Source organism: Rhodanobacter sp. FW106-PBR-R2A-1-15 (genome assembly GCF_058789735.1).
The window spans coordinates 1-19,433 of sequence record NZ_JBYTEM010000036.1 but is presented as its reverse complement, the minus strand read 5'-3'; the positions used below and the strand labels follow the sequence as shown (position 1 = coordinate 19,433).

Below are 19,433 nucleotides of genomic sequence, written 5' to 3'. Positions count from 1 at the left end.
CACAGTGATGGCCAATGAAAAGCCCGCGGCGCTGGCCGCGGGCTTTTCGCCGGGAAACCGCCGGGCGTCAGTGCTGCTGCGAAGGATCGTAGCTGCCGCCGGCAGCGGACTTGCCCTTCATCTCGTCGTTCATCTGCACCGGCGCGCGGTAATCCTCCAGCCGGCGCGCCTTGGTATCCACCGGGTTGATCTTCTTCAACGTGCCGTCGTCGTCGTAGTACACGGCGAAGCCATAGTCGAGCTGCATGCGCGCCATGTATTCGAGATGCTGCTTGCGCACCTTGGAATCGTCGCTGCGCTCCAGCAGCACGGTCTTCGGCAGCTTGCCCTGCTCCTTCAGGTAGGCGAAATGGCTGCCCAGATCCAGCGCCGACAGTACCGCGTCGTCGAGCAGGAACTGGCCGCTCTTATAGGCCTTGACGGTGGTGTCGAACTGGCTTTGCGCCTGGGCGGCGCTGATCTCATCCTTGGTACTGCCGCGATGGCAGCCAGCCAGCACCAGCAGGCTGCCAAGCATGGCTGCCGCGGCTGCACGGATAAGCAGGGACGAAAAACGGATCATCGGTGTCTCCTGGAAAACGGGTCGGTGCGCCAGGCGAGTGTAGCGCCCGGCCATGATCGTGGGCAGCGTCCGGCGCCGCCCGTTCAGGGGAACGATCAGGTGCGCGGCAGGGTCACGCCCTGCTGGCCCTGGTACTTGCCGCCACGGTCCTTGTAGCTGGTCTCGCATTCCTCATCGGATTCGAGGAACAGCATCTGCGCCACGCCCTCGTTGGCGTAGATTTTCGCGGGCAGCGGCGTGGTGTTGGAGAACTCCAGCGTCACATGGCCTTCCCACTCCGGCTCCAGCGGCGTCACGTTGACGATGATGCCGCAGCGCGCGTAGGTGCTCTTGCCCAGGCACACCACCAGCACGTTGCGCGGGATGCGGAAGTACTCCACCGTGCGCGCCAATGCAAACGAGTTGGGCGGGATGATGCACACGTCCGCCTCGACGTCGACGAAGCTGGTCGGGTCGAACGACTTGGGGTCGACGATGGTGGAGTTGATGTTGGTGAAGATCTTGAACTCGCGCGCGCAGCGCACGTCGTAGCCGTAGCTGGAGGTGCCCCAGGACACGGCGCGGCCGCCGTCGGCGCCCTGCTTCATCTGCCCCGGCTCGAACGGCTCGATCATGCCGTGGCCCTGGGCCATGCGGCGGATCCACTTGTCGGATTTGATGCTCACGCGGTCTCCGGTCGATTGCGGGCAGCCCGAGTCAACCGGGCGCAAAGCGGTAAAAATACATGGTCGGGACGCCCCCACGCCAGCCGACCGGTTCGCCATCGCTCCGTAGGAGCCCGCTGGCAGGCGATAGCTTTGAAAGACGGAATTTGGGATTCGGGATTCGCGAAAGCTATCGCCCGCCAGCGGGCTCCTACGGGCGGGATGGAAGGTCGGTCAGGATGTCCAGCGCCGCGCGGTTGGACGACACGCGGCGCAGGCTGCTGCACAGGCACAGCACGCGCCGTGCCGTCACCGTCACGCCGCCGGCACGCCCTGCACCACGATCTTGCCCAGCCCCAGCGACTTGTTGCGCGGCTGCCGCGACAGCCGGCCGGCCACGTTGCGGGCGATCTCGCGATAACGCATGGCGAGGTCGGAGTCGGGGATCGCCGCCACCGTGGGGTTGCCGCCGTCGGTCTGCTCGCGGATGCGGATGTCCAGCGGCAGCGAGCCGAGATAGGCCGCGCCGTACTGCGTGGCCATGCGCTCGCCGCCGCCCTCGCCGAAGATGTTCTCCTCGTGGCCGCAGTTGGAGCAGACGTGGGTGGCCATGTTCTCCACCACGCCGAGCACCGGCACCTCGACCTTCTCGAACATCTTGAGCGCCTTGCGCGCATCCAGCAGGGCGATGTCCTGCGGCGTGGTAACGATCACCGCGCCGGCCACCGGCACCTTCTGCGACAGCGTGAGCTGGATGTCGCCGGTGCCCGGCGGCAGGTCGACGATCAGGTAGTCGAGCTGCTCCCAGCGCGTGTCGGTGAGCAGCTGCATCATCGCCTGGGTGACCATCGGGCCGCGCCAGATCATCGGCGTGTCTTCTTCCACCAGGAAGCCGATCGACATCACCGGCATGCCGTGCGCCTGCATCGGGATGATGCTCTTGCCGTCCGGCGAAGCCGGCTTGCCGTGCACGCCGAGCATGGTCGGCTGGCTGGGGCCGTAGATGTCCGCATCCATCACACCGACCTTCGCGCCTTCGGCCTGCAGCGCCAGCGCCAGGTTCGCCGACACCGTGGACTTGCCCACGCCGCCCTTGCCTGAGGCCACCACGATGATGTTCTTCACGTTCGGCAGCGGCCCCAGCGTGCCCTGCACCTTGTGCACGTGGATGCGGCTGGTGATCGACACGACGGCCGCGTCGATCGTCGGATCGGCTTCCAGCGCCTGGCGCACGCGCGCGGCGAGGGCGTCGACGGCGCCGGCGGCCGGGTAGCCCAGTTGCAGGTCCACTGACACCTTCGTCCCGTCCACACCGACCGCACGCAGCGCCTCGGCCAGCGGCGCGCCGGTATGGGTGTCGATGAGGCCGCCAAGGATCTGGCGGACCAGGGCTTCGTTGGCCTGGGTCATGGTTCGGTATCGGGGCGTTTGCGGGACTGACATTATGCCAGCCCGCCGCTGCGGCCCCGCTGATCCAGGTCAGCGACGGGCTTGGCGCAATGCAGCTTGACGCCGCCGCGCCAGCCCGCCAGCCTCACCCCATACGCTTTCGTACGGAGGAGCACCCATGAAGCAAGCAGTTCGTCTCACCTTCGCCGCCGGCCTGCTGCTGGCTGCCGGCGCAGCGCTGGCCGCCAACGACACCCCGGTCGGCACCTGGAAGACCATCGACGACAGCACCCACCAGCCGAAGTCGATCGTCGAGATCACCGAGCACAACGGCGAGTACCAGGCGAAGATCATGCAGTTGTTGAACCGCACGCCCGAGGACGTGGCGCGCGACGGCGAGCATCCGGTCTGCGCCAAGTGCGACGGCGAGCGCAAGAACCAGCCGATCGTCGGCATGACCTTCATGTGGGGCGTCAGCCAGGATGGCGACGAATGGAGTGGCGGCAAGATCCTCGATCCGAAGAACGGCAAGGTCTACAAGGTGAAGCTCAAGCTGGTGGACGGCGGCAGCAAGCTCGACGTGCATGGCTACATCGGCTTCGCCCTGCTCGGCCGCTCGCAGATCTGGGAACGCCAGGACTGACCCCACCTCCACGCCTGACCCGACGCCCCGCACCGCCCGTCGGTGCGGGGCGTTTTCACGTGCGGCCGCTCAGTCGGCCGTCGGTTCGGCCCGGTGCACGCTGACGCCGCGGGCGCTGAACGCGGCGCGTGCCTGGCGCCCTACGGCATGCTCGAGCACCAGATGCTGCACCTCCTCGATGCGTGCGATGCGGTGCGTGGCCAGCGTACCCAGTTTGTCGCTGGTGGCCACCACCACGGTCTCGCCGCTGGCCTCGACCATCGCCCGCTTCAGCAGCGACTCCTCGCTGTCGAAGCCCCACAGGCCAGTGCCCGCGTCGATGGCGCAGGCGCCGGGGAAACACAGGTCGGCGCGCACGCGCTGCAGCTCCTGCAGGGTCTGCGCACCCACCGCACCGCCGATCCGCGGGTCGATGCGACCGCCCAGCAGCAGGATCTCGAAACCTTCGCGCTCGATCAGCGCCAGCGCGATGTCCGGCGCATTGGTGACCACGGTGAGGCCCAACCGCTCGGGCAGGGTCGCGGCGATCGCGGCGTTGGTGGAGCCGGCGTCGATCAGCAGCACCTGTCCCGGGCGCACCAGGCTCACCGCCTTGCGCGCCAGCGCCAGCTTGCGGCCGACCTGCTCGCCGCGCCGCTGTTTCAACGGTGCGACGGCGGCCGAGAGCGGCAGCGCGCCGCCGTAGACGCGCTTGCACAAGCCCTGCGCGGCCAGCTCGCGCAGGTCGCGGCGGATCGAATCCTCCGACGCCGCCAACTCCGCCGCCAGTTCTGCCGCCACCACCCGTCCGCGGCTGCGCAGGCGCTGCAGGATCTCGCGCTGGCGCTCCTGCGGCAGCAATTCGCCGGGCCGCGTCGGCTTAGCCATGCGCCGCCTCCAGCAGGCCCGCACGGCACAGCTCCGCGCGCAAGGTGGCTGGATCGCGGAAGTGCAGCGCGTGCATGCCCAGCCGCGCCGCAGCCTCGACATTGCGCGGCGCGTCGTCGATGTACACCGTGCGCGCGGCATCCAGCCCATGGCGCGACAACAGCACGTGGAAAATCGCCGGGTCGGGCTTGATCAAGCGCTCCTCGCCCGACACCACGATGCCGCGGAACGCGTCCATGAAGCCGTAGCGTTGCCGCGCCAGCGGAAAGGTTTCCTGTGACCAGTTGGTCAGCGCGTACAGCGGTACGCCGCGTGCGTGCAACTCGCCGAGGATCGCCACGCTGCCTTCGATCGGCCCGCTCAGCATCTCGTCCCAGCGCTCGCGGTAGGCGGCGATCAGCGCGGCATGTTGCGGATGTTGCGCGCCCAGCGAGGCGATCGCCTCGTGCCAGGGGCGCCCCGCATCCTGCTGCTCGTTCCAGTGCGCTGTGCACACCTCGGCCAGGAAGCGTTCCATCGCCGCCTCGTCATCGAACAACCGGCGATACAGATGGCGCGGGTTCCAGTCCAGCAACACGCCGCCGAAGTCGAACACCACGGTGTCGAAGCGCAGCGCACTCATGGCCGCACCAGCCTTGCCGAAGCGGCGGTCAGCAGCAGCAGGCCGGCCACCGCCGCCAGCGCCACCGCCAGCGAGCTGGCCTGGGCGAGGAAACCGATCAACGCCGGGCCGCTGAGCAGGCCGGCATAACCCAGCGTGGTCACCGTGGCGATGGCCACGCCCGGCGAGGTGCCGGGCAAGCGTCCGGCCGCACCGAACATCACCGGCACGATGTTGGCCGCGCCCAGTCCCACCAGCACGAAGCCGAGCAGCGCCGCACCCGGCCACGCCAGCGTCGACGCCAGCAGGAAACCCGCCGCCGCGATGCAGGCGCCGATGCGCACCGTCCACACCGGGCCGTGGCGCGCAACGACACGATCGCCGCTGAGCCGGCCCAGCGCCATCGCCACCGAGAAGGCGGCATAGCCGATGCCCGCCGACGCCGCCGGGAAACCGCGGAACTCGCGCAGAAACACCGCGCTCCAGTCCAGCATCGCGCCCTCGGCGAGGAAGCTGACGAAGCACAGCAGGCCCAGCAGCAACACGACACCGCGCGGCATGCCGAGCGCTGCCGCGTGTTTGGCGGTTTCACCGGTCCCGTCGAGCAGCCGGGGCCATTGGCTCGCCACCACGATGGCCAGCAGCACGGAGATGGCGACCGCAGCTGTGGCCAGCGGCAGGCCCAGCGCGAGCAGCAGGCTCATGCCGGCCGCCCCGCCCAGGCCGCCGATGCTGAACAAGCCGTGGAAACCCGACATCAGCGGGCGGCCGTCGCGGCGCTCCACTTCCACCGCATGCGCGTTCATCGCCACGTCCACCGCGCCCAGCGCGGCACCGAAGTACGCCAGTCCAAACGCCAGGCTGGCCACGCCGGGCGCCGTCGCCAGCAGCGGCAGCGCCAGGCACAGCAGCAAGCCGCCGACGCCGATCACGCGGCGGCTGCCGAAGCGGTGGGTGAGCCAGCCGACCAGCGGCATCGAGGCCATCGAGCCGCCGCCGAAAGCCAGTAACAACAAGCCGAGCTGGGCCTCGTCCAGGCCCAGCCGCGCCTTCGCGTACGGCACCATCGGTGCCCATGCGGCCATGCCGATGCCGGAGATCAGGAAGATCAGGCGGGTCGCAAGGATGGCCGGGGCCAATCCGCTGCGCGCACCCGCTGCCGGGGAACTGTCGCTGTACTGCACGCTCGTGGTCCTGCGATTCAATACGTACAAACGTACACAAACACGTATAAATGTTCAATCAACGCACGTCCGTTCCGCCCGTCCGGGCGGTCGGCCCGGATCGCCGAAACCTTGCCCTGCCAAGCGTGCCGGCCATGCCGCGGCGGCGGCGTGGCATAATCCGCAGTCATTTCGACCGAACGCCGCCATGAGTCGCCGCCTGCTCGTCACCAACGCCCTTCCCTACGCCAACGGCCCGCTGCACATGGGCCACCTGCTGGGCTACATCCAGGCCGACATCTGGGTACGCGCGCAGCGGATGAGCGGCAACAAGGTGGTCTACGTGTGCGCCGACGATGCGCACGGCACGCCGATCATGCTGGCCGCAGAGAAGGCCGGCATGACGCCGGAGGCCTTCATCGCCGGCATCCGCGAGGGCCACGAGGCCGACTTCGCCGCGTTCGGCGTGGCCTTCGACCAGTACCACAGCACCCATTCGGACGAGAACCGCGAGCTGTCGACGCTGATCTACACGCGGTTGCGTGACGGCGGCTACATCGCCAAGCGCAACATCCAGCAGCTGTTCGACCCCGACAAGCAGATGTTCCTGCCGGACCGCTACATCAAGGGCGTGTGCCCCAACTGCGGCACGCCCGACCAGTACGGCGACAACTGCGAGCACTGCGGCGCCACCTACGCGCCCACCGACCTGATCAATCCGTACTCGGTGGTATCTGGCGCTGCGCCGGTGCTGAAGGACTCGGAGCACTACTTCTTCGAACTGGGCAAGTTCGAGGGGCTGCTGCGCGACTGGTTCGCCGGCAGGCTCACCCACGGCAAGCCGGTGGCGAACAGCGGCGTCGCGGCGAAGCTGCGCGAATGGCTGGACGGCGGCCTGCGGGACTGGGACATCTCGCGCGACGCTCCCTATTTCGGCTTCCCGATCCCCGACGCGCCGGGCAAGTTCTTCTACGTGTGGCTGGACGCGCCGGTCGGCTATCTGGCCAGCTTCAAGGCGCTGTGCGACCGCACCGCCCGCCTCAAGTTCGACGACTTCCTCGCCCCCGGCAGCACCGCCGAGATGCACCACTTCATCGGCAAGGACATCATCAACTTCCACGGCCTGTTCTGGCCGGCGATGCTGCATGGCGCGCAGATGCGCGTGCCCACCGCGCTGCATGTCAACGGCTACCTCACGGTGAACGGCGCGAAGATGTCCAAGTCGCGCGGCACCTTCATCCAGGCGCGCACCTACCTGGACGCAGGCCTGCACCCGGGGTTCCTGCGCTACTACTTCGCCAGCATGCTCAGCGACGCGCCGGTCGACGTGGACCTCGACCTCAAGGCGTTCGAGGAGCGCGTCAACTCGCACCTGGTCGGCAAGTGGGTGAACATCGCCAGCCGCACCGCCGGCTTCGTGCACAAGTATTTCGGCGGCCGCCTGGCACCGCAGTTCAGCGCGGAGGAAACCGCGCTGTGGAACACCCTGCTGGAACACTACGACGGCATCGCCGCGCTGTACGACAGCGGCGAGTTCGCCGAGGTCACCCGCCGCTTCGTGCTGATGGCCGACCTGGTCAACGGTCACATCGCCGCCAAGGCGCCATGGGCGATGGCCAAGGACGAGAGCCGCCGCGACGAGCTGCACCAGGTGTGCTCGTTCGCGCTGACCGCGTTCCGCCTGCTGACCGGCATGCTCAAGCCGATCCTGCCGATCACCGCGGCCGCCGCCGAACGGTTCCTGGCCGCGCCGATCGCCGACTTCGACGACGCCCGCGCCGGCCTGCGCAACCACGCCATCAACACCTTCGAGCCGCTGCTCGGCCGCATCGACCCCAAGCGCATCGAGGCGATGATCGAAGCATCGAAGGATTCGCTGGGCGCACCGGCCGCCGCTCCCGCCGCCCCGAAAAAGAAAAAAGCCATGAACGACACCGCCACGCCGACCGCACCCGCTGCGCCGAATCCCGGCTCTCAAGCGACGAATGTCGGGTCATCCCGAGTCCCGACTCCCGACACCATCGGCATCGACGACTTCGCCAAGCTGGACCTGCGCATCGGCAAGGTCATCGCCTGCGGGTTCGTGGACGGCTCGGACAAGCTGCTGCGCTTCGAACTCGATGCCGGCGCACTGGGCACCCGGCAGATCTTCTCCGGCATCCGCGCTGCCTACGCCGAGCCGGAAAAGCTGGTCGGCCGCAACGTGGTGTTCATCGCCAACCTCGCCCCGCGCAAGATGCGCTTCGGCCTCTCCGAGGGCATGATCCTGTCCGCTGGTGACGGCGGCAGCGACCTGTTCCTGCTCGATGCCGATCCGGGCGCGCGGCCTGGCGCCAGCGTGCGCTGACGGGAGAACACATGCGGTGCGTCCACCGATCCTACGACCATGCCGAGGCAGAAATTGTCGCCGGCCTGCTGCGTGAGGAAGGTTGCACCGCTTTCGTTTTCGAAAACGGCTTGTCGCGGCTCAAGTGGTACCAGGTGATCGCATTCGGTGGTCCATTGGTCATGGTGCCCGATGCATGCCTCGCGCAGGCCCGCGACGTTCTCGACCACTGGCGGCAAGGCGACTACTGCCTCACCTGCGACGACCGATGCCCATGCTGCGACGGCAGCGATATCGAGGAAAACCCCAATTATCGCGGCTGGGCTTTTTTCTTCGGGTGCTTCCTCGGCCTGCCGATATGGCCCGCCCTCAAGTGGCGGGAGCGCTGCAAGTCCTGTGGCTACCACTGGAAAGCTGTTCCTCCCGACACTTATGCCGAATTGAGCAGACAGACGGCCGAAGCCGGGACACGCAGACACCATGGCTGAGTTGCGATCTCTCGCCGACCGCATCGACGCCCTGCTGCCGCAGACGCAATGCGAGCAGTGCGGCTATCACGGCTGCCGGCCGTATGCGGAGGCGATCGCGCGTGGCGAGGCGGCGATCAACCGCTGCCCGCCCGGCGGTACGGCCGGCATCGCGAAGCTGGCGGCGCTGCTGGAGCGACCCATGCTGCCGCTGGACCCCGCCTGCGGCGTGGAGAAGCCGCGCATGCTGGCGCGCATCGTCGAAGCCGACTGCATCGGCTGCACCAAGTGCATCCAGGCCTGCCCGGTCGATGCCATCGTGGGTGCGTCGAAGCTGATGCACACCGTGCTCGCCGACGACTGCACCGGCTGCGAACTGTGCGTGCCGGCCTGCCCGGTCGACTGCATCGTGCTCGAACCGATGCCGATGGAACAGATCGATCAGACGCACGCCGACGCGGCGCGCGGACATTTCCAGCGCCGCGAGGCGCGACTGGCACGCGAAGCGACCGAGCGCGAGGCGGAACTGGCCATGCGCAAGACAGCGGTGGACACCGCCGCATCCAGCAACCCGGTGCTGGCCGCGCTGGCGCGCGCCCGTGCGAAGCAGGACAAATCGTCATGAAAACGCGAAGCCGCTCATCGTCGTTCCAGCGCAAGCTGGAACCCAGTGACTGTCAGGCCGGGGCAGCGGCAAGACACTGGATGCCAGCTTGCGCTGGCATGACGGACGTTTCGCCATGCCCATGAAACGCGCCGACGTGGTCGAGCTGTTCACCCGCCTGCGCGAGCTGAACCCGCATCCGACCACCGAACTCGCCTACTCCACCCCGTTCGAGTTGCTGGTAGCCGTGGTGCTGTCTGCGCAGGCCACCGACGTGGGCGTGAACAAGGCCACGAAGAAACTCTATCCGGCAGCCAACACGCCGCAGGCGATCCTCGCGCTGGGCGAGGAGGGGCTGAAGAAGTACATCAGCACGATCGGCCTGTTCAACGCCAAGGCGAAGAACGTGATCGCGCTGTGCCGGCTGCTGATCGAGCAGCACGGCGGCGAGGTGCCGCGCACGCGCGAGGCGCTGGAAGCGCTGCCCGGGGTGGGTCGCAAGACCGCCAACGTGATACTCAACACCGCCTTCGGCGAGCCGACCATCGCGGTGGACACGCACATCTTCCGCGTCGCCAACCGCACCGGCCTCGCCCCCGGCAAGGACGTGCGCGCGGTCGAGGACAAGCTGGCGAAGGTGGTGCCGCCAGAGTTCAAACACGACGCCCACCACTGGCTGATCCTGCACGGCCGCTACGTATGCAAGGCGCGCAAGCCGGACTGCCCGCACTGCCCGATCCGCGACCTGTGCCGCTACAAGCACAAGACCGTCGAATAATGGGAAAAACGCCCACGCAGCCTGGTTTTTGTAGGAGCGCACCCTGTGCGCGATGCTCTTGGCTCCGATCAACATCAGAGCATCGCGCACGACCGAAGGAAGTCCCTTGTGGACAGGGTGCGCTCCTACACGCACCGTAACCCGGGCGTCAGGCCGGCAGCTGCGCCCGCTCCAGCGCCGCGATGTGGCGCTCCAGCCGTGGCCCCAGGTAGCAGTGCGAGCCACACGGCAGCAACCCCACCTTGCCGAACTCGCGCAGGTACCAGGCCGGCGCGCGCGCCACGAAACCGTGGTGGTCGCCGGCGACATCGTCGCGGCTGGTGAACACCTCCAGGAACGCCACGCCCTCCAGCATCTCGCCGATGCCGTGCAGCCCGGCGCGGATCTCCGCCGGCTTCAGGTAATGCAGCACGTCGGTGCACACGATCAGGTCGAAACGGGCGTCGAAGCGCAGCTGTTCCAGCTGGCCGAAGCGCGCCAGGCCGATGTGGCGGCTGCGGCCGTAACGCGCCACCACGTACTGGCTGGCGTCCAGCCCGCGATACGCGATGCCCGGCCGCAGGGCGCGCAGCGGCGCGCGCCAGGTCGCCTCGCCGCAACCCACGTCGAGCACGTTGCGCACCGGCCGGCCCAGGTAGTACTCCGCCTGCGCCACCACCATCGCCATCTTGCGCTTCAGCTCCGCCGGCGAGCCCACCGCATGCCGCCGGTCGCGGTACCACTTGTCGAAATAGGCGCGGTCGTAGGTCTTGGGCATCGGCGGTCGGTCCGGCAAAGGCCGCATGGTAACCGGGTGGTCCTCAATCCGCCGCGCGTGGCACCAGCATGTGCTTGGCGACCTGGCCGTGCACCCGGCCCAGCGTGCGCGCCAGATGCAGGGTGGCGAACAGCAGCACGATGCCGATCACGCACATCGCGATCGCGTCGCCCCAACCCGGCACATGTGCGCCGAAACCCCAGTCCACGGTGACCTGGCGCGGCCAGGACAACCAGCTGTCGTCGCGGAACAGCATCGCCAGCGGCGCGCCGATGAACGCCACCGACACGCTGAGCAGGGTCACCGCCAGCGTGAAATACACGATGCCCAACGGCAGCATCAGCCACATGTAGCAAAGAGTGGTCCAGGTATGCACGTCGGTGAACATGCTGCCGATACGCTGCATCAGGCTCATGCCCTGGGTGGGATACACCGGCCGGCGCGGCATGCGCATGCCCAGCATCGCCTCCACGATGCGCCCTTCCACCAGCGACAGCACGCGCACGCTGCCGAAGAACAGCACGATGAACGGCAAGCCGATGATCAGCACCGACAGCCCCAGCGACAGCGACAGGCCGGTCACCGCCCAGGTGAAGTAGAAGATGCCGGTGGCCAGCGCCAACGGCATGTAGAACAGCGCGCCGTAGGTGCGCGGGTCGGCGGCGACGCCGAAGAAGCGCCCGGCCAGCGAGCGCCGCTTCGGCGACGGCGGCGGACGCAGTGCGCGCTGGATCTTGATCTCCTGGTCGCGGTAGATCTCAGCCACCTCATCCGGCGCGCCGTAGCTGCCGACGACGTGCTCCAGCATCGCCGCTTCGCTGCGATCGGGCTGCTCGGCCAGTTCGGCGCGCAGGTGTTCCTCGGCGTCGTACAAAGCGTCCTGGACCAGCGCCGGGTCGGCGCCGCGCAGCGCGACACGCAACTGTTCAAGGTATTCGACGATGGTGCGTGGCGCGTTCATGACACCCCTCCTTGCAAGACGTTGTCGACGGAATCGCGGGTGGCGTTCCATGCGGCGACCCATTCGCGCAGTACCTCGCGCCCCGGTCGGGTGATGCGGTAATAGCGGCGCGGCGGCCCGCTGACGGACGGCTCGACCTCGCTGGCGAGCAGGCCGGCCGCCTCCAGGTTGCGCAGCACGGGATACAGCGCGCTCTGCTTGCCGGCCAGCACTCCCTCGCCCGTTTCTTCGAGCCGCTTGGCGATCTGGTAGCCGTACATCGGCTGGCGCGACTGCCCCAGCACCGCCAGCAGCACCAGCGACACGGTGCCGCTGGACAGCTCCTTCTGGAACTTCTTCAACTGGCTGGCGCTGTCGTCCACTTCAGCTCACCCGCATTGCCGCATGGCATTGAGTGAACCATAGTGTGAACTTGATACTAGTGCATAGGCCTGAAGTCATGCCCGGCCGGACCGCATCCGCGAACATGGCACCGCAACCACATCGCTCCGATGCGGCTCAGCGGGCAGGCTCCGTCGCCTCGCTCGCGGGGGCCAGCAACACGTGGAAGCCCAGCCGCTCGCGCTTGGCGTGCCGCTTGGCGCGGGCCGCCAGCGTGGCGATCACTTCCGGGCGTCGAGGAAACGGGGCCTGGATGCGCACCGCACCGATCGACGCGGTGGCCAGCGCGAAGAACTGCCTCGCGCCACGGCGATCCTCGCCCTCGATGCCGCCCTGGGCGAGGTCCTCGGCGTCGAACAGGGCCCGCGAGCGCTCGTTGAACTCGGCGATGATGGTGCGGCAGCGCGGCTCCCAGTCGGCGCTCTGGAACAGCAGGATGAAATCGTCGCCGCCGATGTGGCCGACGAAGTCGCGCGCCGGATCGATCCGCGCGGTGAGGGTCGCCGCCAGCAGGCGGATCATCTCGTCGCCGCGGAAGTAGCCGTACTGGTCGTTGAATGGCTTGAAGTCGTTCAGGTCGACGTAGGCGGCGACGAAGATGCGCTGTTCGCGCAGCAGCCGCTCCATATGCTCGGTCACCGGGATGTTGCCCGGCAGGAAGGTGAGCGGGTTGGCGTAGCGCGCCGCCTCGATGCGCTGCTCGGTCACGCGCCGCACCAGCGACTCGCCGGTGCCGAGCCCGAGGTAGCGCCCGCCGCGGGTGATGATGAAACCGTCGGTCAGGTAGCGCTGGTCCTCGCCGCGCAGCACGTCGGCCATGCTCTCCAGCGACTGGCCCTCCTCGCACAGCAGGGGCGCGACGTGCATGAAGGCGTCGCAGGATTTCCGCCCGAACAGCTCGCGCGCGAACGGCTGTGCAAGGCGCTCGGTGAACACGCGGCGATTGATGAGGCCCACTGGGCGTTCCGCGTCGGTGACCGCTATGGCGTGCAGTTCGTTGTGCCGCGCGAACAGCACCGCCACGTCGTCGTTGGTCTGCTGCAGGGTGACGGCCGGGGCAGAAATTACCAGATGCCCGGCCCGCACCGGCCGCAGCGTGACCGGGCCGCGCGGTCGCGGCGGTACCGGCACCACGTGCCCGCGGATCGCCTCGCGGGCCTCGTCGCTGACCGCGGCGAGGGCCTCGACCTGCGGCCGTCCCAGCAGGAAGCCCTGGGCGTAGGAAATGCCAAGCTCCCGCAGCAGCCGCAGGTCCGCGGCATCCTCCACGCCTTCGCCCACCAGGTCGGCGCCGAGAGTCTCGGCGACGCTGCACAGTGCGCGGACGATCGCGAGTTTTTCGGCGCTGCGCGCCAGTCCGTGCACAAGGTAGCGATCGATCTTCACTATTTCGGGGTGAAGCTCGTTCCACATTTCGAAGTTGGAATGGCCGTTGCCGAAATCATCCAGCGCGATGCGCGTACCGCGGGCGCGCAGATAGCCGACGGCGTGCGCGAGCTCGGTGGGGTTCTGCACGATGTCGCGCTCGGTGATCTCGACCGTGATGCGGTCGATGCCGATGCCGGCACCCGACAGGACCGCGATCAGCAGGTCCGGCTGCAGCCCGCCGTCCAGGATGGCGTGCGCGCTGAGATTGACCAGCAGGCGGCCGCTCGCGGACTGTCTGGCGAAGGCGGTGCAGACGGTGCGGGCGGCCAGCAGCTCGAACTCGCCGAGCCGACCCTTGGCGCGGGCCAGGTCGAGCATGTCGAGCACGCTGAGGTCCTGCGCGCCTTCCGCCGGCCGGCACAGGCCTTCGTGCGCGACCACGGTCATGTCCTCGAGCCGCACCACCGGCTGGAACACCGCCCGCAGCCCGCTGCCGCCGGCCGCCTGGTCGAGCAGGGATGGACCGCGATTGTCTGGACCGATGACCATGCTCATTTGGGCTTGACCGTCTGCTCAGGTGAGGGCCGGAAGAAGGTGGGCGACCAAGGGACGCGCAGGTGTGACGGGCTCGTCTTCGACCGGCGGCGGGTCCGGCGCCTCCGCCAGGGTGAAGAAGCCGACTTCATCCAGCAGGGCCGTGGCGCTCTCCCGCATCGCGCGGCTCGCCATGGCGGCCTGTTCGCCGAGCGCGGCGTTCTCCCGCGTCATCGCATCCATGTCGATCACCGCCTGGTTCACCGCGGTGATCTCGCCGGCCTGCCCGCGGCCGGCCACCAGCATGGCCGCCATCGCCTCGGCCAGGCGATCGACGCTGCTGCCGATGCTTTCGATCACCTCGCCGGCCTGGGCGACCCGGCCCAGCCCACTGCGCACGGCGTCGTCGCTCGCCTTGACCAGCCCGCGGATGTCCCGCGCCGCCTCCGCGCAGCGCTGGGCCAGCTGGCGCACCTCGACGGCCACGGCAGCGAACCCGCGGCCGTGTGCGCCGGCCCGGGCAGCCTCAATAGCTGCATTGAGGGAAAGCAGCCGGGTCTGGAAGGCCACCTGGTCGATCAGATCCAGCATGTCTCCCATGCGGCGGCTGGTGCGGTCGATGGCTTCCATCGAACCAATGGCTTCGTCGACGGCAAGGCGACCGTGCGCGGTCTGCTCGCGCGCCTCGCCCGCCGCGCGATCGGCGTCCCTGCCCAGCCGCGCGTTTTCGGTGAGGGTCGCCGCGATGCTGGCCATGGCGCCGGAGGTGCGCCGCAGTTGCTGCGCCTGCAGCTCGGTGCGCCGACCGAGCGCGTCATTGCCAGCGGCAATGTCGGCAGCATGATGGTCGAGCAGGCGCGACCGGTCACGCACCAGGCCGATCACCGCGGCCAGCTGGCGGTCCATGCCATCGAGGCTGCGCAGCAGGCGACCGATCTCGTCGTCGTGCCCGGGTTCGATCGGCTCGCCCAGCGATCCCTTCGCGATGCGCGCGGCCGCCCGCGCCGCGACAGCCAGACGGCCGGTCAGCGAGCGCATGATGCGCAGGTCCATCCACAGCGTCAGCCCCAGCGCGGCGACCACCAGCAGAACCAACAAATACAGGCCGCGCCGGTTTGCCTGGTGCTGCAGCACCGCTTGCGCCTCGCCGTCGGCAAGTGCCAGCGCGAACAGGTTGGAAAAGTCGCTCTTGAGCGGACCGAAGGCGTTCTCCACGTCGTTGGAGACCTTGAGCCGCGCCAGGTCGAACTGCTCGGCCTTGAGCAGTGCGATGACCTCGTCGACGGCCGCATCCGCCGCGATGCGATGGGTTTCCGTCAGCGCCAGCAATTGCCGCTGCCGGGTGCCGAGGCCGCTCGCCCCGAGCGGCCCCCAGTGCTTGCGGACATCGATGCGGCGGGTCTTGACCTGGATCTCGGCGTCATCGACGGACGAGGGCAATTCGGTCAGCGCGGCGTGCGTCACCGACTGCAGCATGTCGTTGTAGTCGTTCTGAATCCGTCCCACGGACGCCACTGGCGCGAGGGTGTCCGACACCACGTGCCGCAGCCGCGTGTCGGCCCCTGCCAGCAACAGGGCGGACCCGGCACACACCAGCAGAAGCAGCACCACGGTGCCGGCCAGTCGCACCGCCAGGCGCGCACCGAACGAGGAGAAGGCAGGAAAGGCGAACAAGCGCAGGCGCATGGAGGGACCGGAGTGGACGAGGCCGCCAAGCTAACGGCGGCCACCTCGTTTACTTGAGGGGGAATCCAAATATTTCTTTTGTGTTTCAATTGCTTGGCAAATGCATTGCGGACCCGCCCGGTACATCCGGCGACTGGACTGGCGCTGCCACCACGGGCGACAAACATGCCCGGTTTGCAAGACAGTGCTGTTGCAGAGCCTTTGGTGTCGTGCCCGTCGGCACTCTGCTAAGTTGCCGCCCTCGCTCATCGTTTGCGCAGGGGGAATGCCATGCTCCGCCGCCACCTGGTCACCGCGCTTGCCCTGGCCGGCAGCCTGCTGGTGCCGCCTGCCGTCGCCGCCGAACAGGACAAGCCCACGCCGACCGCGAAGGAGATCCTGGCCAAGTCCGCGCCGGCCGAATGGCGCACGCCGGACCCGCAGAACCTGCTGCTGATGCAGCTGCCGAGCGGGCGCGTGCTGATCGAGCTGGCGCCGGATTTCACTCCGCTGCACGCCGCCAACATCCGCACCCTGGTGCGCCAGCACTACTTCGACGGGCTGGCGATCGTCCGCGTGCAGGACAACTTCGTCACTCAGTGGGGCGACCCCAACGACGACGACGGCGACAAGAGCAAGCTCCGATCGCTGGGCAAGGCCAGCAAGACGCTGCCCCCGGAGTTCACCCGCGCGATCGACGCGAAGCTGCCGTGGACACCACTGCCGGATGGCGACGTGTACGCGCCCCAGGTGGGTTTCAGCGAAGGCTTCCCGGTGGCGCGCGATCCCGCCAGCGGGCAGCAATGGCTGACGCACTGCTACGGCATGGTCGGCGTGGCGCGCGACGTCGCGCCGGAAACCGGCAGCGGCAGCTCGCTGTACGCGGTGATCGGGCAGGCGCCGCGCCGGCTCGACCGCAACCTCGCCGTCGCCGGCCGCGTGCTGGAAGGCATGCCGCTGCTCTCCGGCCTGCCGCGCGGCCCCGAGCCGATGGGCTTCTACGCGAAGCCGGAGCAACGCGTCAGCATCGAATCCGTGCGCCTGGTCGCCGATCTCCCCGCCACGCAGCGTCCGGCGATCGAGGCGCTGCGCACCGACAGCGCCACCTTCGCCACGCTGGTCGAAGCCAAGCGCAACGGCCGCAACGCGTTCTACGCGCGACCGGCCGGCAAGGTCGACCTGTGCGGCATCGACGTGCCGGTGCGCGAGGCGAAGCCGACGCACTGAAGCAACGCTGCCCGCCAGCGGGCAGCCTTTGCAGCGAGCGAACGCGGCATGGCCCCCGGCGCTGCCGCCCCGCTGTCCGCCAAGGAACGCATCCGCGCCGCGATCGCTGCCGCCGCCGACTCCGCTGCAGGCTGCGCCGGCGACCGCGTGTGAACGGGGTCTGAAAGCAACCGGCCACCACCACACAACTTTTGCATGCCGGCGGCTATCACTGGGCATATGGCTCGACGCGCAGGCCAACCGCCGCGGGAGTGACGGATGCAACGCAGCCGAAAAGTACTCAGCTGGATCGCAGGCACGCTGCTGGTGCTGCTCGCGGTGCTGCTGCTCGCCGTCGCCACGTTCGACTGGAACCGCATGAAGCCGTTCATCGGCGACAAGGTCAGCCAGGCGATCGGGCGACCGTTCGCGATCAACGGCGCACTGACCGTGGACTGGCGACGCGACCGCCTCGCCGGCTGGCCCGGTTCGTGGCTGCCGTGGCCCGAGTTCACCGCGCGTGACATCCGCATCGCCAACCCGGACTGGGCTGCGCAGCCGCAGTTCGCCCACCTTGACGCGCTGCGCTTCCGGTTGTCGTTGCCGGCGTTGCTGGCGCATCGCATCGAGGTGCCCACGCTGCAACTGGTGCGCCCCACGGTCGACCTGGAGCGCGACAAGTCGGGCCGCGCCAGCTGGGATTTCGCGCTGCCACAAAGCACCGCGCCCTCCGCCTGGAAACTCCAGCTGGGCACGATCGGCTTCGACCAGGGGCTGCTCACGCTCGACGATGCCGCCAGCCGGGTGAAGCTGAAGCTGGTGGTGGAGCCGCTACAGCAAGCCATTCCCTACGAGCAGATCGTGGCGCAGCAATCCAGCGACGCGCGCGAACAGGCCGGCAAGACGGCCGGCGCGGCGGCGACCAGGGCCCTGGCCGGCGACGAAGCCACGCCGGAAAAGGTGGGCCAGGCGACCGCGTCGACCATCTACCAGTTCGGCTGGACCGCCGAAGGCAGCTACCAGGGCAGCCCGCTCAAGGGCAAGGGCCGTACCGGCGCCGTGCTGGCGCTGCAGGACAAGAGCATGCCGTTCCCGCTGCAGGCCGACCTGCGCATCGGCGACAGCCACATCGCGCTGGTCGGCACACTGACCGATCCGCTGCACCTGGGCGCGCTCGACGTGCGCCTGTGGTTCTCCGGCTCCAGCATGGCCAGGCTCTACCCGATCACCGGCATCACCCTGCCCGACACGCCACCCTACGCCACCGAGGGCCACCTCAAGGCCGAGCTGCACCGCCACGGCAGCCGCTACAGCTACCAGGGCTTCCGCGGCCGCGTCGGCGGCAGCGATCTTTCCGGCAACCTGCTGTTCGTCACCGGCGGTGCACGGCCGAAGCTGAGCGGTGACCTGCACTCGAAGCTGCTGCAGTTCGCCGACCTGGCCCCGCTGATTGGCGCCGATTCCCGCGCCGGCAAGGAACGGCGCGGCGACGCCACGCCGCAGCCGGCCGACAAGCTGCTGCCGGTCGAACCGTTCCGTACCGACCGCTGGCAGGCGATGGACGCGGACGTCACCTTCACCGGCGCACGCATCGTGCGCGGCGCGGCGCTGCCGATCGACTCGCTCGGCACCCACCTGGTCCTGAACAACGGCGCGCTGTACCTCGACCCGCTGAGCTTCGGCCTGGCCGGCGGCACGGTGCGCAGCAACCTTACCCTCGACGGCAGCCGCACGCCGATGCGCGGCGTGCTGAAACTCGGCGCGCGGCGGCTCAAGCTCAAGCAGCTGTTCCCGACCTTCGAACCGATGCGCAGCAGCCTCGGCGAGATCAACGGCGACGCCACGCTCGATGCGCAGGGCAACTCGGTGGCCGCCCTGCTCGGCAGCGCGAACGGCGAACTGAAGCTGCTGATGAACGATGGCGCGATCAGCAAGACCCTGCTGGAAACCGCCGGCCTCAACGTGGCCAACATCGTCATCGGCAAGCTGTTCGGCGACAAGACGGTGCCGATCAACTGCGCCGCTGCCGACATGGCCGCGACCCACGGCCTGTTCGACATGCGCCTGTTCGTGTTCGACACCGGCGACGCGGTGGTCAACGTGACCGGTACGGTGAACTTCGCCGACGAGAAACTCGACCTCGACGTGAAGCCGCACACCAAGGGCTTCCGCGTGTTCTCGCTGCGCTCGCCGCTGTACGTCCACGGCACGCTGAAGAATCCGGACGTCGGCGTGCACGCCGGCCCGCTGCTGGCGCGCGGCGCCGGCGCCGTAGCGCTGGGCGCGGTCGCCGCCCCGGCCGCAGCCCTGCTCGCCCTGGTTGCGCCCAGCCACGGCGGCGATGGCGACAACACCTGCCGCAGCGTGCTGCAGCAGTTGCGCAGCTCCGGCACGATGATGCGGACGCGCCCCCGCCGGTAGGAGCCCGCTGGCGGGCGATGCTTTTGCTCTTGCGAATCCCGAATCCCGAATCCCGAATCCCAGCTTCAAAAGCATCGCCCGCCAGCGGGCTCCTAC

18 protein-coding genes are annotated in these 19,433 nt (G+C 68.6%); 7 read left to right on the top strand and 11 right to left on the bottom strand.

All coding sequences use genetic code 11. The features are described 5' to 3' along the window. Window positions 1–67 precede the first annotated feature (67 nt). The 3 genes from AC3WTD_RS15920 to apbC form a co-directional block, all read right to left on the bottom strand. A complete protein-coding gene (locus tag AC3WTD_RS15920; RefSeq protein WP_027492416.1) occupies window positions 68–562 on the bottom strand; it encodes a hypothetical protein in 495 nt (164 codons plus the stop codon). Window positions 563–657: 95 nt separating this feature from the next. Then, window positions 658–1,227 (bottom strand): dCTP deaminase, encoded by a 570-nt coding sequence (gene dcd, locus AC3WTD_RS15915; RefSeq protein WP_235642620.1) that lies wholly within the window; start codon window positions 1,225–1,227, stop codon window positions 658–660. A gap of 294 nt (window positions 1,228–1,521) precedes the next feature. Further along, window positions 1,522–2,616: an iron-sulfur cluster carrier protein ApbC gene (gene apbC / locus AC3WTD_RS15910; RefSeq protein WP_027492414.1), complete on the bottom strand. Its 1,095-nt coding sequence runs from the start codon at window positions 2,614–2,616 to the stop codon at window positions 1,522–1,524. A 157-nt stretch (window positions 2,617–2,773) separates the two neighbouring features. On the opposite strand from apbC, the gene AC3WTD_RS15905 reads away from it, so the two are divergent. After that, a complete protein-coding gene (locus tag AC3WTD_RS15905) occupies window positions 2,774–3,238 on the top strand; it encodes a DUF2147 domain-containing protein (protein WP_027492413.1) in 465 nt (154 codons plus the stop codon). Between the two features lie 69 nt (window positions 3,239–3,307). Here the strand turns inward: AC3WTD_RS15905 and AC3WTD_RS15900 are convergent, their stop codons facing one another. The 3 genes from AC3WTD_RS15900 to AC3WTD_RS15890 are packed head-to-tail and all read right to left on the bottom strand — an operon-like array spanning window position 3,308 to window position 5,890. Beyond that, window positions 3,308–4,105: a DeoR/GlpR family DNA-binding transcription regulator gene (locus AC3WTD_RS15900; RefSeq protein ID WP_027492412.1), complete on the bottom strand. Its 798-nt coding sequence runs from the start codon at window positions 4,103–4,105 to the stop codon at window positions 3,308–3,310. Beyond that, window positions 4,098–4,727 carry an HAD family hydrolase gene (locus tag AC3WTD_RS15895; RefSeq protein ID WP_492614366.1) on the bottom strand — a complete coding sequence of 210 codons (630 nt, stop codon included), beginning with the start codon at window positions 4,725–4,727 and terminating at the stop codon, window positions 4,098–4,100. Before AC3WTD_RS15895 ends, AC3WTD_RS15900 begins: the two co-directional genes overlap by 8 nt. Beyond that, the gene (locus tag AC3WTD_RS15890; protein WP_492614365.1) at window positions 4,724–5,890 is read right to left on the bottom strand and encodes an MFS transporter; all 1,167 of its coding nucleotides are present in this window, start codon (window positions 5,888–5,890) and stop codon (window positions 4,724–4,726) included. The genes AC3WTD_RS15895 and AC3WTD_RS15890 overlap by 4 nt, the downstream gene beginning before the upstream one ends. A gap of 187 nt (window positions 5,891–6,077) precedes the next feature. Here AC3WTD_RS15890 and metG point away from each other — a divergent pair, with 187 nt between their 5' ends. From metG to nth, 4 genes are all read left to right on the top strand, one after another. Further along, window positions 6,078–8,216 (top strand): methionine--tRNA ligase, encoded by a 2,139-nt coding sequence (gene metG, locus AC3WTD_RS15885; RefSeq protein ID WP_492614364.1) that lies wholly within the window; start codon window positions 6,078–6,080, stop codon window positions 8,214–8,216. Between the two features lie 11 nt (window positions 8,217–8,227). Next, window positions 8,228–8,683, top strand: coding sequence for a putative signal transducing protein (locus AC3WTD_RS15880; RefSeq protein WP_492614363.1), 456 nt, complete (start codon window positions 8,228–8,230; stop codon window positions 8,681–8,683). Continuing rightward, window positions 8,676–9,287, top strand: coding sequence for an RnfABCDGE type electron transport complex subunit B (locus tag AC3WTD_RS15875; protein WP_492614362.1), 612 nt, complete (start codon window positions 8,676–8,678; stop codon window positions 9,285–9,287). The genes AC3WTD_RS15880 and AC3WTD_RS15875 overlap by 8 nt, the downstream gene beginning before the upstream one ends. Window positions 9,288–9,408: 121 nt before the next feature. Next, window positions 9,409–10,044, top strand: coding sequence for an endonuclease III (gene nth, locus AC3WTD_RS15870; protein ID WP_492614388.1), 636 nt, complete (start codon window positions 9,409–9,411; stop codon window positions 10,042–10,044). A 148-nt stretch (window positions 10,045–10,192) separates the two neighbouring features. On the opposite strand, the gene AC3WTD_RS15865 is transcribed toward nth, so the two are convergent. From AC3WTD_RS15865 to AC3WTD_RS15845, 5 genes are all read right to left on the bottom strand, one after another. After that, window positions 10,193–10,801 carry a class I SAM-dependent DNA methyltransferase gene (locus tag AC3WTD_RS15865; protein WP_492614361.1) on the bottom strand — a complete coding sequence of 203 codons (609 nt, stop codon included), beginning with the start codon at window positions 10,799–10,801 and terminating at the stop codon, window positions 10,193–10,195. 43 nt (window positions 10,802–10,844) lie between these two features. Next, window positions 10,845–11,762: a sensor domain-containing protein gene (locus AC3WTD_RS15860; protein WP_492614360.1), complete on the bottom strand. Its 918-nt coding sequence runs from the start codon at window positions 11,760–11,762 to the stop codon at window positions 10,845–10,847. Then, window positions 11,759–12,124, bottom strand: coding sequence for a PadR family transcriptional regulator (locus AC3WTD_RS15855; protein WP_027492404.1), 366 nt, complete (start codon window positions 12,122–12,124; stop codon window positions 11,759–11,761). Before AC3WTD_RS15855 ends, AC3WTD_RS15860 begins: the two co-directional genes overlap by 4 nt. Window positions 12,125–12,260: 136 nt before the next feature. After that, window positions 12,261–14,066, bottom strand: coding sequence for an EAL domain-containing protein (locus AC3WTD_RS15850; protein WP_492614359.1), 1,806 nt, complete (start codon window positions 14,064–14,066; stop codon window positions 12,261–12,263). An 18-nt stretch (window positions 14,067–14,084) separates the two neighbouring features. Further along, window positions 14,085–15,731 (bottom strand): methyl-accepting chemotaxis protein, encoded by a 1,647-nt coding sequence (locus tag AC3WTD_RS15845; RefSeq protein ID WP_492614358.1) that lies wholly within the window; start codon window positions 15,729–15,731, stop codon window positions 14,085–14,087. Between the two features lie 270 nt (window positions 15,732–16,001). Here AC3WTD_RS15845 and AC3WTD_RS15840 point away from each other — a divergent pair, with 270 nt between their 5' ends. Both AC3WTD_RS15840 and AC3WTD_RS15835 read left to right on the top strand, forming a co-directional pair. Next, window positions 16,002–16,937: a peptidylprolyl isomerase gene (locus tag AC3WTD_RS15840; protein ID WP_492614357.1), complete on the top strand. Its 936-nt coding sequence runs from the start codon at window positions 16,002–16,004 to the stop codon at window positions 16,935–16,937. 258 nt (window positions 16,938–17,195) lie between these two features. Further along, entirely contained in the window at window positions 17,196–19,337 is a 2,142-nt protein-coding gene (locus AC3WTD_RS15835) for an AsmA family protein (RefSeq protein WP_492614356.1), read from the top strand. Window positions 19,338–19,433 lie beyond the last annotated feature (96 nt).